The sequence below is a fragment of the Streptomyces sp. NPDC005017 genome (assembly GCF_042873115.1).
GTDB lineage: Bacteria > Actinomycetota > Actinomycetes > Streptomycetales > Streptomycetaceae > Streptomyces.
Map to the genome: position 1 here is coordinate 234,313 of NZ_JBIALD010000012.1, position 14,302 is coordinate 248,614.

At 72.1% G+C, this 14,302-nt stretch carries 13 protein-coding genes and 1 pseudogene; 3 read left to right on the forward strand and 11 right to left on the reverse strand.

Features of this window, described 5'->3' with window-relative positions; genetic code table 11:
• Positions 1 to 196: 196 nt before the first annotated feature.
• The 4 genes and pseudogenes from ACFYR0_RS20495 to ACFYR0_RS20510 form a co-directional block, all read right to left on the reverse strand.
• Positions 197 to 374, reverse strand: a pseudogene (locus ACFYR0_RS20495) (6-phosphofructokinase); the annotation flags it as partial.
• A gap of 214 nt (positions 375 to 588) precedes the next feature.
• Entirely contained in the window at positions 589 to 1,266 is a 678-nt protein-coding gene (locus ACFYR0_RS20500) for a response regulator (protein WP_389329687.1), read from the reverse strand.
• Positions 1,263 to 2,477, reverse strand: coding sequence for a MacS family sensor histidine kinase (gene macS, locus ACFYR0_RS20505; RefSeq protein WP_389329690.1), 1,215 nt, complete (start codon positions 2,475 to 2,477; stop codon positions 1,263 to 1,265). Before macS ends, ACFYR0_RS20500 begins: the two co-directional genes overlap by 4 nt.
• A 33-nt stretch (positions 2,478 to 2,510) precedes the next feature.
• Complete coding sequence (locus tag ACFYR0_RS20510; RefSeq protein ID WP_389329810.1) at positions 2,511 to 3,251, reverse strand: lysophospholipid acyltransferase family protein; 741 nt, start codon at positions 3,249 to 3,251, stop codon at positions 2,511 to 2,513.
• A gap of 194 nt (positions 3,252 to 3,445) precedes the next feature.
• On the opposite strand from ACFYR0_RS20510, the gene ACFYR0_RS20515 reads away from it, so the two are divergent.
• Both ACFYR0_RS20515 and ACFYR0_RS20520 read left to right on the forward strand, forming a co-directional pair.
• Complete coding sequence (locus ACFYR0_RS20515) at positions 3,446 to 4,225, forward strand: alpha/beta hydrolase (protein WP_389329693.1); 780 nt, start codon at positions 3,446 to 3,448, stop codon at positions 4,223 to 4,225.
• Positions 4,218 to 4,805, forward strand: coding sequence for a hypothetical protein (locus ACFYR0_RS20520; protein ID WP_389329696.1), 588 nt, complete (start codon positions 4,218 to 4,220; stop codon positions 4,803 to 4,805). Before ACFYR0_RS20515 ends, ACFYR0_RS20520 begins: the two co-directional genes overlap by 8 nt.
• 48 nt (positions 4,806 to 4,853) lie before the next feature.
• Here the strand turns inward: ACFYR0_RS20520 and ACFYR0_RS20525 are convergent, their stop codons facing one another.
• The 6 genes from ACFYR0_RS20525 to ACFYR0_RS20550 all read right to left on the reverse strand — a co-directional run bounded on the left by ACFYR0_RS20525 (position 4,854) and on the right by ACFYR0_RS20550 (position 10,098).
• Positions 4,854 to 5,600, reverse strand: a complete 747-nt coding sequence (locus tag ACFYR0_RS20525) for an endonuclease/exonuclease/phosphatase family protein (RefSeq protein ID WP_389329699.1) — start codon at positions 5,598 to 5,600, stop codon at positions 4,854 to 4,856.
• Positions 5,601 to 5,721: 121 nt separating this feature from the next.
• Positions 5,722 to 6,675 (reverse strand): ROK family glucokinase, encoded by a 954-nt coding sequence (locus tag ACFYR0_RS20530; protein ID WP_389329702.1) that lies wholly within the window; start codon positions 6,673 to 6,675, stop codon positions 5,722 to 5,724.
• A gap of 120 nt (positions 6,676 to 6,795) precedes the next feature.
• A complete protein-coding gene (locus ACFYR0_RS20535; RefSeq protein WP_389329705.1) occupies positions 6,796 to 7,260 on the reverse strand; it encodes a DUF5304 domain-containing protein in 465 nt (154 codons plus the stop codon).
• A gap of 57 nt (positions 7,261 to 7,317) precedes the next feature.
• Positions 7,318 to 8,493: an ArsA family ATPase gene (locus tag ACFYR0_RS20540; protein WP_389329708.1), complete on the reverse strand. Its 1,176-nt coding sequence runs from the start codon at positions 8,491 to 8,493 to the stop codon at positions 7,318 to 7,320.
• 269 nt (positions 8,494 to 8,762) lie between these two features.
• Entirely contained in the window at positions 8,763 to 9,203 is a 441-nt protein-coding gene (locus ACFYR0_RS20545) for an SRPBCC family protein (protein ID WP_389329711.1), read from the reverse strand.
• Positions 9,204 to 9,309: 106 nt separating this feature from the next.
• Positions 9,310 to 10,098, reverse strand: a complete 789-nt coding sequence (locus ACFYR0_RS20550; protein ID WP_389329714.1) for a metallophosphoesterase — start codon at positions 10,096 to 10,098, stop codon at positions 9,310 to 9,312.
• A gap of 319 nt (positions 10,099 to 10,417) precedes the next feature.
• Between ACFYR0_RS20550 and ACFYR0_RS20555 the strand changes: the two genes are divergently transcribed.
• Positions 10,418 to 12,214 (forward strand): AMP-dependent synthetase/ligase, encoded by a 1,797-nt coding sequence (locus ACFYR0_RS20555; protein ID WP_389329717.1) that lies wholly within the window; start codon positions 10,418 to 10,420, stop codon positions 12,212 to 12,214.
• A gap of 19 nt (positions 12,215 to 12,233) precedes the next feature.
• On the opposite strand, the gene ACFYR0_RS20560 is transcribed toward ACFYR0_RS20555, so the two are convergent.
• Positions 12,234 to 13,814 carry a GMC oxidoreductase gene (locus ACFYR0_RS20560; protein WP_389329813.1) on the reverse strand — a complete coding sequence of 527 codons (1,581 nt, stop codon included), beginning with the start codon at positions 13,812 to 13,814 and terminating at the stop codon, positions 12,234 to 12,236.
• Between the last annotated feature and the right edge of the window lie 488 nt (positions 13,815 to 14,302).

Consider the following 14,302-nt stretch of genomic DNA (forward strand, 5'->3'; position numbering starts at 1 on the left):
TCGTCGCGCCCCGTCAGGGGCGCGGGGAACTGCGCGAACGGCCACGACAGCGCCGCGGTCAAAAAGCCCACCGACCACGGCACCGCCCCCCAGGGGCGCGGGGAACTGCGCGAACGGCCACGACGACGGCGCGGTCGAAAAGCCCGCCGGTCACGGCACGTCCTGCGGGGGCCTGGCCGAAGAAGACGCCGACCTCCTCGTAGAGGGCGGGGTCGACCTTGATCCGGCGCACACCGTTCTCCTCGCGGAGCGGGTTGGTGCGCGAGGAGCCGAGGACGGTGCCGCCACGCGGCGGGATGCCGCGCACCCCGGGATGTCCAGCCGGACCGTGGCGCCCTCCAGGGGCCGCGCCGGCCGTCCCGGAAACCGGTGAAGGTGCAGGGCCCTTCTGATGGATCTCCGCGGCCTCGCGACGCCGCGGCACGCACGCTCGCCGCGGTTCCCGAGTCCGCCCGTGCCGAACCGGCGCAGGCCGGACGCGCGCGCCGGGGCGTGTACCTGTGACCCAGACAAGGAGCTGACCGTGGCCCGGGTCACTTCGACACGGTCTGGACCGGGCATGTCCGGTGAACCTCGGCGGCGCCGGGCTCACTCGTCGTCGAGACCCCGCTCTATGGCGTAGCGGACCAGCTCGACGCGGTTGTGCAGCTGGAGCTTGCCGAGGGTGTTCTGGACGTGGTTCTGGACCGTGCGGTGGGAGATGACCAGGCGCTCGGCGATCTGCTTGTAGCTCAGGCCCTTGGCGACCAGGCGCAGTACCTCGGTCTCGCGGTCGGTGAGCCGGGGCGCGCCCTCGTCGTCCCCGGTCCCCGCCGCCGGGGCCGGTTCGGAGGCCAGCCGGCGGTACTCGCCGAGGACCAGGCCGGCCAGGCCCGGCGTGAACACCGGGTCGCCGACGGCGGTCCGGCGTACCGCGTCCAGGAGCTCCCCGGTGGAGGCCGACTTCAGCAGATAGCCGGTCGCGCCGGACTTCACCGCCTCCAGCACGTCGGCGTGCTCGCCGCTGGCGGACAGCACCAGGACGCGCAGGGCGGGGTTGTGGCCGACGAGTTCCTTGCAGACCTGGACGCCGGGCTTGACGGGCAGGTTGAGGTCGAGGACGAGCACGTCGGGCGCGGCGGCCTTGGCGCGGCGGACGGCCTGTTCCCCGTCGCCGGCGGTGGCGACCACGTCGAGGCCGGACTCGGCCAGGTCCCGGGCGACCGCGTCGCGCCACATGGGGTGGTCGTCGACCACCATGACCCTGATCGGGGCCTGTTCACTCATCGCTTCTCCGCCTTCCCCCGGGAGACCTTCGGTACCTTCAGCTCGACCTCCGCGCCCTGGCCCGGGACCGAGATCAGCTCGGCGGTGCCGCCGAGATCGCGCAGCCGTCCCCTGATGGACAGGGCCACGCCCATCCGTCCCTCGCCCTCGGCCTGGGCGAGCCGGCCCTCGGGGATGCCCGGACCGTCGTCCCGTACGGTGACGATCACCTCGTCCGGCCAGTCCTCGACCAGGATCCAGGCGCGGGCGTCCTCCCCCGCGTGCACCCGGACGTTGTCCAGGGCCGCCCCGACCGCCGCCGCCAGTTCGCGGGCCGCGTCGGGCGGCATCGGCACGGGCGCGCCGGGCTCGGCGAGACTGACCCGGGCGGAGGCGAACGGCGCGAGCAGGGCGCGCACGTCCACCGGCCCGTCGTCGTCCGGCTCCTCCACGGCCCGTACGAGGGCCCCGTCGGCGGCGTCCTCCGACACCCGGGAGACCGGCACCAGGCCGCCGGAGACCAGGGTGCGCAGCGCGACCTCCTGCTCCCCGGCCATCCGGCCCAGCTCGGCGGCCTCGCCGCCGATGACGGCACCGCGCCGCTGCACCATCGCCAGCACCTGGAGCACGCTGTCGTGGATGTCCCGGGCGAGCCGCTCCCGTTCCCGGGTGGCGGCCTCGATCTCCAGGGCGCGGGCGAGGGTGCGCTCGGAGGCGCGGGCGACCTCGACGACGTAGCCGATGGCGATGGCGGCGACCCAGACGAGGATGACGTTGTGGACGGTGTCGCGGGCCGGGTGGCCGCGCTCGACGAGGTTGGCGACGGCGACGGCCGTGGAGGCGCCGGCCGCCCAGCGCCAGCCGCCCTTGACCGCGAAGGCGAGCACCGACCCGGCGGTCCAGATGGACGGCAGTGTCGGGCCGCCGTCCGCGATCCGCTGGGAGGTGTCGGCGAGCGGGGTGAGCAGGATGCCGCCGAGGGCGATCGTGAGGTCCACGGCGAGGAACCGCCGGGTGCAGGCCGCCGCGTTCTGCACACGCGGCAGGGTGGCGAGCGTCCACACGACGAGCACGGCGTAGTAGCCGACGGCGAGCCAGGGGCGGGTGAACTCCTCGTACGCGGTGGCGAACAGGCCGACCGCGTACAGCATGGTCAGCACGCGGTAGGCGGTGAGCGCACGCCACAGCGGCAGCTCGACCGACATCCTCATGACCCTTACGCGTTTGGCCACCGGCCCATCCCCCCGAACCCCCGGAAATCCCCGCTAGTCGCCGCTTCTGGCGGCCTTCGCGGCCTCCTTGGCCGCTTCCTTCTCGGCCTTGGCCGCATCCGCGATCTGCCGCTTGGCGGCGGTCGCGTACATGTCGACGTACTCCTGGCCGGAGAGCTTCATGATCTCGTACATGACCTCGTCGGTCACCGCGCGCAGCACGAACCGGTCGTGCTCCATACCGTGGTAGCGGCTGAAGTCCAGCGGCTCGCCGATGCGGATGCCGGGGCGCATGACCTTCGGCATGACCTGGCCGGGTGGCTGGATCTTCTCGGTGTCGATCATGGCGACGGGGATCACCGGGGCGCCGGTGGCGAGTGCCACGCGCGCGAGGCCGCCGGGCTTGCCGCGGTAGAGACGGCCGTCGGGCGAGCGGGTGCCCTCGGGGTAGATCCCGAACAGCTCGCCGCTTTCGATCACCTCGATGCCGCTCCTGATGGCGGCCTCACCCGCACCGCGTGCTCCGGAGCGGTCCACGGGCAGCTGGCCGACGCCCTTGAAGAAGGCCGCCGTCAACCGTCCCTTGACCCCGGGGGTGGTGAAGTACTCGGCCTTCGCGATGAACGTCACCTTGCGGTCGAGCACCGCGGGCAGGAAGAAGGAGTCCGAGAACGAGAGGTGATTGCTCGCGAGGATCGCGGGGCCCTCGGCGGGAATGTTCTCCAGGCCCTCCACCCAGGGCCTGAAGACGAGCTTCAACGAACCCCCGATGGTGACCTTCATCGCGCCGTACAACAACCGAGTGCCTCCTGTGTCTGTGGATCAGACCTTAACCCCAAGGTCCGTCGAGTGACCCGACGACCCTGGTCGGTGTCAGTGCGGTCGCGTACGGTGAACCACACCTGGACTCTTGCCGGAGAACTCCTGGACTCCGGTCCCAGCACTCCACCGCACGATCCCCAGCCCCCTGACGAACAAGGAGACCGAAGGTGCCGGTCCTTCCTGGAGCCGAGCCGTACCGCCATGAGGGCGGGGAGGTCGGCGTCCTGCTGTGCCACGGCTTCACCGGGTCGCCCCAGTCGCTGCGCCCGTGGGCGGAGTACCTCGCCGAGCGCGGCCTGACCGTGTCCCTGCCGCTGCTGCCGGGGCACGGCACGCGCTGGGAGGACATGGCCGCCACCGGCTGGCAGGACTGGTACGCGGAGGTGGACCGCGAGCTGCGCGCCCTCACCGCGCGCTGTGCGCGGGTCTTCGTGTTCGGCCTGTCCATGGGCGGCGCGCTCTCCCTGCGCCTGGCGGCCAGGCACGGCGACGCGGTCGACGGCCTGGTGGTCGTCAACCCGGCGAACAAGGTGCACGGACTGTCGGCGTACGCCCTTCCGGTGGCCCGGCACCTGGTGCGCACGACGAAGGGCATCGCCAGCGACATCGCCAAGCCGGGCGGCGAGGAGATCGGTTACGACCGGGTGCCGCTGCACGCCGCGCACTCCCTGCGGCGGTTCTTCCGGATCGTCGACGGCGAGCTGCCGCAGGTCACGCAGCCGCTGCTGCTGCTGCACAGCCCGCAGGACCATGTGGTGCCGCCCGCGGACTCGGCCCGCATCCTCAGCCGGGTCTCCTCCACGGACGTCACGGAGATCCTGCTGGAACAGAGCTACCACGTCGCTACGTTGGACCACGACGCGGACCGGATCTTCGAGGAGAGCTACGCGTTCATCGGCCGGCTCGCACCCAGTGTCGGCAAGGAAGGGACGGCGGCAGGTGGCTGAGCACGACTCCGAGCGCGAGGACCGGGAGGAGCGCGACGGCCTCGGACCGGAGGATCAGGACGTGCCCTTCGACGAGGACGCCGCCTGGGCGGCGATCGTCGCCGGGTACGGTGACGAGCCGGTGGACCCGCCGGGCGCCAAGCCGTTCAAGTCGGTGGAGGACCTGGCGCTGCTGGAGGCCGAGACCAACACGGACGGCGAGGGTGAGGCACCCGTCGCGCAGAAGGAGTCGCCGAAGCCGCTGGGCAGCTCGGTGTCCTTCGCGCCCGGCGTGGGCCCGCGCGACTACGCGGTCGCCGAGCCGGCCGAGGAGGACTTCGACGAGGACGACGAGGGGCACTTCGTGCCGCCGGAGCCGCCGCCGCTGCCCGCCGCCGACACCACCGCCAAGTTCGCCTGGCTGGGCGTGATCGGCGGCCCGCTGCTGCTTCTGCTGGCGGTGGTGCTGGGCTGGGACATGACCTGGTGGCTGACCACGCTCGGCATCGGCGGGTTCCTGGGCGGCTTCGCCACGCTGGTGGCGCGGATGCGCACGGACGACGAGGAGGACGAGGACCCCGGCAGGGGGGCCGTCGTCTAAGGCCCTTCCGTCAGAAGGACCCTAGGCCTGTGACCGGGACGGCTGGGGCTAACTTGCCGGGATTCTGAGGGCGGCCAGGACCGGGAGGTGGTCCGTGGCCGCCCTCAGGTCGTCCTCGGAGATCCCGGGCTCGCCGAGCGGCACACCGCAGCCCAGCACCTCGACGCCCTTGGTCGCGAAGACCGCGTCGATACGGCGGTGGGGCGCGTCCCGGACCCAGGTGTGCTCGGCACCCCAGGGCGCCACGGCCCGGCAGTCCTGGAGTTCGGTGGCGAGCCGCCGGAAGGTGGGGCCGGTGGGGCGTTCGTTGAGGTCACCGCCGGCCACGGCGTGGTCGGTGCCGAGTGCGGCGAGCCGGTCCAGGAGCATGCCGCCCTGCTCCTCGCGCTCGGCGCGGTCCAGGGAGAGATGGCAGCTGATCACGCCGAGGCGGGCGCCGCCGAAGCGGACCACCGCCGTGGCCAGCCCGCGGCGGTGCCAGCCGGGGGTGAGCGGGAGCAGGACGTCCTCGGTGCGCTCGACCGTGGCGCGCAGGCCGCACAGCAGCGCCGGACCGGCCGCGGTCGCGCCGCCGGAGAGGAGCACCAGATCGGCGGCGCGGGCCACACGGGCGAGTTTCTTGCGCCAGCGGAAGAAGCGGGGCGCTTCCTGGACGAGGACCAGATCGGGGGCGCAGGCCCGGACGACCCGGGCGAGGGCGTCGGTGTCGTCCCTCAGGGAGCGGACGTTGTAGCTGAGCACACGGACGACTGCGGAACCGTCGGACTCTGTGCGGGAGTTGGGGAGCGGCGCCATGGGCGCCAATGTACGCCCGACCGGCCGGGGCGCGGCGGACGTACACGACTGGCCTTCGTCGTGGCTCGTCGTCCCCACGCGGCAGGGCCGCGTGGTCGCACAGCACCGCGCCCCGAGGCGGTCACATGATCGGGTCGGGCTCCCGGGCCAGGTCCGCCGCGCCGACGAGTCCGGCCTCGTTGCCGAGCTGCGCGGCGATCACGTCGGCCACCGGGCGCCAGTTGCCGCCCACCAGCCAGCGCTTGTAGGACTTGCGGATCGGGTCGAGCACGAGCTCGCCCTCGTCGGAGAGCCCGCCGCCGACGATGAACGCGGAGGGGTCGAAGAGGGAGGCCAGGTCGGCGAGGCCGGCGCCGGCCCAGCGGGCGAGCTCGCGGTAGGAGTCGACGGCGACCGGGCAGCCCTGCCGGGCGGCCATGGAGATGTGCTTGCCCTCGATGCCGTCGGGCGTGCCGTCACCGAGCGCGAGCAGGATGTCGGCCAGCTCCGGGGTGGCGTTGGCGCGCTGCTTGGCGTAGCGGACGAGGGCGCGGCCGGAGGCGTACTGCTCCCAGCAGCCCTGCGAACCGCAGCCGCACAGCAGGCCGTCCGGCACCATGCGGATGTGGCCGAACTCGGCGGCCACGCCGAAGTGGCCGCGGCGCAGCTTGTTGCCGATGATGATGCCGCCGCCGAGGCCGGTGCCGAGCGTGATGCAGATGACGTTGCGGTGGCCCTTGCCGGCGCCGAACTTGTATTCACCCCAGGCGGCGGCGTTGGCGTCGTTCTCCACGACGACCGGCAGTCCGACGCGTGCCTGGACGGCTTCCTTGAGCGGTTCGTTGCGCCAGTCGATGTTGGGTGCGAAGTAGACGGTCGAACGCTGACGGTTGACGTAACCCGCGGCACCGATGCCCACGCCCACGATCTCGTGGCCGGCGTGCGCGCCCTCCACCGCCGAGGCGATCGCGTCGATGATGGCGTCGGGCGTGGTGGGGGTCGGCACCTTGAACGTCGAGAGGATGTTGCCTTCCTCGTCGACCACGCCGGCCGCGATCTTCGTGCCGCCGATGTCGACGCCGATGGTGAGTCCCATGAATCCCTCAGTTTCGGTCGAGCCCCGCTACGGCCAACCGTACCCGAGGCCCTGCCGTGGAATCCGCGTCGTCCACCGGCCGGGCAGGCGGGAGCCCGGCTGGTGGACACCGGTGCGGCGTCAGTCCAGGTCGATGCGCTGCCCCGGACCGCCGTCCTCACCCTGCTCGGGGTCCTTCTCGAAGTCCGCCGTACGGGATGTCCAGCGCTTTTCCTGGGTCTGCACCGCGGAGCGGTAGGCGGCGAGGAGTTCCTGGCCGGCGGAGGCGAGGTGGTCGAAGACGTCGGGGTTGCGTTCGATGACGGGTTCGACGGCGGCCCTCGCCTGCTGGACGACCTGCTGCACGACCTGCTGGGCGGCGGGTCCGGCGACCGCGCCGAGCAGCGGGGACTGGAGGTCCGAGAGCTTGTCGGCGACGGTGTCCAGGAGCCGGCGCAGTTCCTCGGCGGCCGAGCCGGGCGGGGTGCCGTGCTGCTGTCGGCGCCGGGCCTGCTCCGCCGCGAGGTCCTCCGCGCAGGCCGCCGCCCAGGCGTCGGCGTCGGACGCGGTCGGACGCTCCTCCGCGGTGGGGTGCTCTTCGCTCATGGCGGGCTCCTGACTACGTTTCGTCCTTACGACGTTACCCGAACGGGCGCGTGGCCCTCACCGTCCGGCCGGCCAGAGTCCGGGGTCCGGCGCGAAACGGACCCGCAGTTCGTCCTCGCGCAGGCTCGCCCCGGCCACCGTGCAGCGGCGCAGCGCCGAGGGCAGCGGCACGATCCGGCGGAACCGTCCGGCGGCGAGGACGAGTTCGTCGCCGCGCCGGATCAGGTCCAGTTCCCCGCGCCGGGCGCCGGGCAGCGGGATGTGCCACACGAGCACCCCGTCCTCGGTGAGCCGGTCGGCCACCGGCCACTCGACGGTGGACGTGCCCTCGCCGGGACCGGGGACGTCGAGCCGCTCCAGGTCCTCGGGCCCGCGCGGATCGCGGCCGAGGTGCGGCACAAGCCGGACGTCGTGTCCGCCCTGCCACTCCTCCAGCACCTTGCGCTGCTGCGCCACCGGCCCGGCGAGCCAGCTGCCGGGTCCGGCCTCCCGCTCGGGCAGCGCCCTTGCGGCGAGCAGCCGCTCGGGCCGCCGTCCGCGCAGCGCGAGGCCGAGGCCCGCGGTCCGTACGGCGTCGGCGCCCGCCGGGGTGGGTTCGGCGACGAGCCGCACATGGGTGCCGCGGTCGGCGAGCACGGCCTCGATCGCGCCGAGTTCGAGGTCCCAGCGGGCCGAGGCCTCGTACAGCCACTCCGCGGGCATCGGCACCCCGGCCAGCCGTCCCAGTACGGGCCGCAGGGCCCTGGCCGCCTGCCGTTCGGGCGGCAGCAGCCGTCGCAGATAGCGGCGCAGTTCGCCGGGCAGGGCGAGCAGGTCGAGACCGCGGTCGAGCGGGGGCAGGTCGACGACGACCAGGTCGTGGGCGTCGGACAGGGCGGCGTCCCGCAGCGCCCGCAGCAGGCTCAGCTCCTCGGCGCCGGGCAGCGCGGTCATCTCCTCGGGCTCCAGCCGGGCGGCGCCGAGCAGATCGAGGGCGGAGGCGGCGCGTTCCTGGAGGGCGACGAGGTCGTCGCGGAAACCGGACGCCGGATCGGGCCGCCAGGCGGTGAGGTGCTCGCCGGCCCGGACGGGCTCGGGGCCGGTGGGACGTCCGAGGACCGCGCCGAGGGTGTCGGTGCGGTCACCGCTCAGGACGAGCGTGCGCTGTCCGGAGCGCGCCCCGGAGAGCGCGGTGGCGGCGGCGACGGTCGTACGGCCCGCGCCGCCGGGGCCCATGATCAGGATGGTGCGCATGAGGAGGAACGCTAACCGAGACACCGCGGGCGTGGTGCGGGAAACCGCGCGCCCCGCCAAGGCGGACCGGCGGCCCCGTGCGGCGCGGGCGGGCCGCTTCCAGGAACCCGGGACGGCGAGAGGGTGCCGCTCACCCGGCTCCCAGGGGACCCGGAAGCGGTGCCTCCCGGACCCAGGGACGACGAGAGCGTGCCACTCGGACGGCTCCCAGGGGAGCCGAGGCGGTGCCTCCCGGACTCCGGCCCGGCGTGGACGTGCCGCTCGGCGGACTACTTGGTGGACTCGACGCGCTTCTTCAGCCCGGCGAGCGCCCGGTCGATGATGACCTTCTCGGCCTTGCGCTTGATCATGCCCAGCATCGGGATCTTGACGTCGACGGTGAGCCGGTAGGTCACCTCGGTCGAACCGGCTGCGGCGGCCTTCAGCACGTACGAGCCGTCGAGGGAGCGCAGCATCTGGGACTTCACCAGCGTCCAGGAGACCTCGTTCTGGCCGCTCCAGGTGTACGCGAGCACCTGGTCGTCCTTGATCGCCCCGGCGTCCATGACGAGCCGTACCTGCTCGGCGCGGCCCTGTCCGTCGGTCGCGAGGACCTCCGCCTCCTTCACCTCACCCGTCCAGTCCGGGTAGCGCGCGAAGTCGGAGATCACCCCCATGACGTCGGCCGGTGCCGCCTCGATCGTGATGCTCGAACTGGTGTGTTCCGCCATCGTCGTGGCTCCTTCGGATGCCGGCCGGAGGGAAGTCGTGGTGCGCACGTGTGCAGCGTGAAGGCTACCGCGCCTCCGACCTGCCGGGTTCACCCCCTGCCACCGGTCACCACTCGAGCGCCCAGGGGCGGCCCGTGCCCGCGAAGTGGCCGACGTTGACGCACTCCGTCGCACCGATGCGCATGCGCCGCACGAGGGGCTGGTGGACGTGCCCGAACAGGGCGTAACGGGGGCGGGTGCGGCGGATCGCCGCCAGCAGGGCCCGGCTGCCGCGCTCGAAGCGCCGTGCGACGGTGTCGTACACGAGCTCCGGCACCTCCGGCGGGATGTGCGTGCACAGCACGTCGACCTCGCCGACGGCCTCGATCTTGGCGGCGTACTCCTCGTCGGAGATCTCGTAGGGGGTGCGCATCGGGGTGCGCAGGCCGCCGCCGACGAAGCCGAAGACCCGGCCGCCGATCTCCACGCGCTCGCCGTCGAGGACGGTGACGCCGGGGCGGACGAAGTCCTTCCACAGCGGGGGGATGTCGACGTTGCCGTAGGTGGCGTACGTCGGGGCGGGGAAGGCGGCGAACAGTTCGGTGTACTGCTTGCGCACCGCGCTCTCGATGATGGTGGCGCGGTCGCCGTCGAGGCCGGCCCACAGCCCGGCGCCGAAGGCCCGGGCCTCCTCGAAGCGGCGGGCGGTGCGCAGCTCGACGATGCGGTGGGCGTTCTCGGTGCCGAACAGGTCGGGGAAGATGCCGCGCGAGTGGTCGGCGTAGTCGAGGAAGAGGACGAGGTCGCCCAGGCAGATCAGGGCGTCGGCGCCGTCCCCGGCCCGCGCCAGATCGGCCGCGTTGCCGTGCACGTCGCTGACCACGTGCACGCGGGTCCCGGCTCGTGTGGATGCCATGGCGATCAAGGGTAGGCGGCGCACGGCCGCCGTGAACAGTCACGGTCCCACCTGCGGTTACTGGCTGGTTCCGAACGCTTTCGACTACTGTGCGTGGGGAACGCCAATCCGTGTGACGCAGCGAACATCTCGCCGGGAACCCCTGTCGTAGAAGGCATACCGACGGGTAACGTCCGGGCAGTCCAGTCGTGCTCAGGTTTTCAACCAGTGGTTCCCCAGGTGGACCGTGGCCGGAAATCCGAGTACTTGCCCGAGCCTTGGACCGCACCGTCGCATCACACAAAGTCGTGGCGCCGGCGCCCTATGAGGAGCAGCAGTCTTGCGCGAGTTCAGCCTTCCGGCTTTGTACGAGGTCCCCGCGGACGGCAATCTGACCGACATCGTCCGCAGAAACGCCGCGCAGCACCCCGACGTCGCCGTCATCGCCCGCAAGGTCGACGGCCGCTGGACGGACGTGTCCGCGCGCGAGTTCCTCGCCGAGGTGCGGGCCGCCGCCAAGGGTCTGATCGCCGCCGGTGTGCAGCCCGGCGACCGGGTCGGCCTGATGTCCCGCACCCGCTACGAGTGGACCCTGCTCGACTTCGCGATCTGGAGCGCCGGCGCGGTCACCGTGCCGGTGTACGAGACCAGCTCGCCGGAGCAGGTGCAGTGGATCATGTCCGACTCGGGCGCGACCGCCTGCGTCGTCGAGCTGGACAACCATGTGGCCGCGGTCGAGGCCATGCGCGACTCCCTGCCCGCCCTCAAGCACGTCTGGCAGATCGAGGCCGGCGGCGTCGAGGAGCTGGGCCGGCTCGGCCAGGACGTGGCCGACGAGACGGTCGAGGAGCGCAGCTCGATCGCCAAGGCGGACGACCCGGCGACCATCGTCTACACCTCCGGTACCACCGGCCGCCCCAAGGGCTGCGTGCTCACCCACCGCAGCTTCTTCGCCGAGTGCGGCAACATCGTGGAGCGTCTGCGGCCGCTGTTCCGCACCGGCGAGTGTTCGGTGCTGCTCTTCCTGCCGCTCGCCCATGTCTTCGGACGGCTCGTGCAGATCGCGCCGATGATCGCGCCGATCAAGCTGGGCTGCGTCCCGGACATCAAGAACCTCACCGACGAGCTGGCCTCGTTCCGCCCGACGCTGATCCTCGGCGTGCCGCGCGTCTTCGAGAAGGTCTACAACTCGGCGCGTGCCAAGGCGCAGGCCGACGGCAAGGGCAAGATCTTCGACAAGGCCGCGGACACCGCGATCGCCTACAGCAAGGCGCTGGACGACCCGTCCGGCCCGTCGCTCGGCCTGAAGCTGAAGCACAAGGTCTTCGACAAGCTGGTCTACAGCAAGCTGCGCACGGTCCTCGGCGGCCGCGGCGAGTTCGCCATCTCCGGCGGCGCCCCGCTCGGCGAGCGCCTCGGTCACTTCTTCCGCGGCATCGGCTTCACGGTCCTGGAGGGCTACGGTCTGACGGAGTCCTGCGCGGCGACCGCGTTCAACCCGTGGGACCGGCAGAAGATCGGCACGGTCGGCCAGCCGCTGCCCGGCTCGGTGGTGCGCATCGCGGACGACGGCGAGGTGCTGCTGCACGGCGAGCACCTGTTCAAGGAGTACTGGAACAACCCGGGCGCGACCGCGGAGGCGCTCGCCGACGGCTGGTTCCACACCGGTGACATCGGCACCCTCGACGAGGACGGCTACCTCAGGATCACCGGCCGCAAGAAGGAGATCATCGTCACCGCGGGCGGCAAGAACGTCGCCCCGGCCGTGATCGAGGACCGCATCCGGGCGCACGCGCTGGTCGCGGAGTGCATGGTGGTCGGTGACGGGCGGCCGTTCGTGGGCGCACTGGTCACCGTGGACGACGAGTTCCTGGGCCGCTGGGCGGCCGAGCACGGCAAGCCGGCGGGGTCCACCGCGGCGTCGCTGCGCGAGGACGCGGACCTGCTGGCCGCGATCCAGTCGGCGGTCGACGACGGCAACGCCGCGGTGTCGAAGGCGGAATCGGTGCGGAAGTTCCGCATTCTGTCCTCCCAGTTCACGGAGGAGTCGGGCCACCTGACGCCGTCGCTGAAGCTGAAGCGCAATGTGGTGGCGAGGGACTACGCGGCCGAGATCGAGGCGATCTACGCCAAGTAGACGGCCTGCTGACGGAACGTCATGGCGCGGTGTCCTCCACGAGGACCCGCGCCATGGTGCGTTCGGCGAGGGCGGTGATGGTGACGAACGGGTTCACCCCGATCGAGCCGGGCACCAGTGAGCCGTCGACGGCGTACAGCCGCCGGTAGCCCTTGAGGCGGCCGTAGCCGTCCGTCGCCCTGCCCAGCACGCAGCCGCCGAGCGGGTGGTAGGTGAAGTCGTCGGCGAAGACCCGGCCGGAGGAGCCGAACAGGTCGTAGCGGTAGATCGTGGCGTTGGCCCGGTTGATCCGGTCGAACAGGTTCTTGGCCATGCCCGCCGACACCGCGCTCTGGGCCGCGCTCCAGCCGAGCCTGACCGCCCCGTTCGCGTAACTGAACGCAGCCCGCTCCGGGTTCCTGGTGATCGCCAGATAGAGGCTGACCCAGTGTTCGAGGCCGGTGGGCAGCGGGGCGATCTCGGCGAAGACGGGGTTGGCCGGGTTGGACCAGTCGTCGATGCCCATGACCGGCATGGTCGACTGGTTCGCCCCGACGGTGTCCCAGAGGTGGTTGGCCCGTCCCAGCATCACGTTCCCGTTGGGGCCCCAGCCGGTGCCGACGCCGGCGTCCAGATCGGGCAGGGTGCCCGACTCCCGTGCTCGGACCAGGAGTTCGGTGGTGCCGAGGCTGCCGCCGGCCAGGAACAGATAGGCACAGCCGTACTCCTTCGTCCCGACGACGGTCCCGGTCACGTCGATGCGCTCGGCGCTCAGCACATACGTCCCGTCCGGGGCGCGGCGGACCGAGGTCACGCGTTCCATGGTGTGCACGGTGACGTTGCCGGTGCCGAGGGCCGCGGCCAGATAGGTCCGGTCCAGGCTGCGCTTGCCGTGGTTGTTGCCGTAGATGACCTCGCCCGCCAGGGCGGACTTCGGGGCCGTGCCCGCGGCCTCGCGGCGCATGTGCTCGAAGTCGTAGACGTTCGGCACGAAGGTGGTCCTCAGCCCGGCGTTGGCGGCGTGCCTGCGGGAGATCCGGGTGAAGCGGTACCACTCCGTGGACTCGAACCAGGCGGGGTCGACGGTGTTGACGCCCAGCATGTCGCGGGCGCGGGGGAAGTAGGTGCCGTACATCTCGTCGGCGTCCACCGTGGGGAACTGCTCGGCGAAGTACGCCTTCGGCGGGGTGACGGCCATGCCGCCGTTGACCAGGGAGCCGCCGCCGACGCCTCGGCCGACGAAGACGGACATGTGGTCGTAGCGGACGCGGTCCAGGACGCCGGGGTAGCGGGAGATGTCCTTGTTGACGACGTCCAGCCAGAGGAAGGTGGCGAGGGGGGCCTCGGTGCGGGTGCGGAACCACATGCTGCGCTGGTCCGGTGCCGCGGTGGAACAGAACACCTTGCCGTCCGGGCCGGGGGTGTTCCAGAGGCGGCCCATCTCGAGGACGAGGGTGGGGATGCCGGCCTGGCCGAGTCGGAGGGCGGCCACGGCGCCGCCGTAGCCGGAACCGACGACTATGGCTGTCGCCGACTGGGTGGGGTCGGGTTCCGTCGCCCTCGCGGACTGGAGGCCGACTCTGGTGAAGCCGAGGGTGGCCGCGGTCTGGAGGGCGGCCATGCCGAGGATGTGACGTCTTGTCAGCTGACGCTGCATCAGGTTTGCTGTCATGTTTCGCAGCATGCGTCGATTCTTCGGTTCCGCCTAGACGCTCCGCTGGGTGCGCTGAGCCGGGTCCTGCTTGCGGTACGGCCTTCCGTCGCCCGCGGCCGGTCGCGCAGTTCCCCGCGCCCCTGAAAACCTGCGCCGTTCCCCGCGCCCCTCAAAGCTTGCGCAGTTCCCCGCGCCCCTCAAAGCTTGCGCAGTTCCCCGCGCCCCTCAAAGCTTGCGCAGTTCCCCGCGCCCCTCAAAGACCGCGCCGTTCCCCGCGCCCCTCAAGACTTGCGCAGTTCCTCGCGCCCCCGCGCCCCTCAAAGCTTGCGCAGTTCCCCGCGCCCCTCAAAGACCGCGCCGTTCCCCGCGCCCCTCAAAGCTTGCGCAGTTCCCCGCGCCCCTCAAAGACCGCGCCGTTCCCCGCGCCCCTCAAGACTTGCGCAGTTCCTCGCGCC

Coding starts and splice junctions, on each gene's coding strand:
- ACFYR0_RS20540 (WP_389329708.1), bottom strand. CDS start 8,493: ATGCGCACCATCCTGATCATGGGCCCCGGCGGCGCGGGCCGTACGACC.
- ACFYR0_RS20525 (WP_389329699.1), bottom strand. CDS start 5,600: ATGGCGCCGCTCCCCAACTCCCGCACAGAGTCCGACGGTTCCGCAGTC.
- ACFYR0_RS20550 (WP_389329714.1), bottom strand. CDS start 10,098: ATGGCATCCACACGAGCCGGGACCCGCGTGCACGTGGTCAGCGACGTG.
- ACFYR0_RS20545 (WP_389329711.1), bottom strand. CDS start 9,203: ATGGCGGAACACACCAGTTCGAGCATCACGATCGAGGCGGCACCGGCC.
- ACFYR0_RS20560 (WP_389329813.1), bottom strand. CDS start 13,814: ATGGCCGCCCTCCAGACCGCGGCCACCCTCGGCTTCACCAGAGTCGGC.
- ACFYR0_RS20535 (WP_389329705.1), bottom strand. CDS start 7,260: ATGAGCGAAGAGCACCCCACCGCGGAGGAGCGTCCGACCGCGTCCGAC.
- ACFYR0_RS20500 (WP_389329687.1), bottom strand. CDS start 1,266: ATGAGTGAACAGGCCCCGATCAGGGTCATGGTGGTCGACGACCACCCC.
- ACFYR0_RS20530 (WP_389329702.1), bottom strand. CDS start 6,675: ATGGGACTCACCATCGGCGTCGACATCGGCGGCACGAAGATCGCGGCC.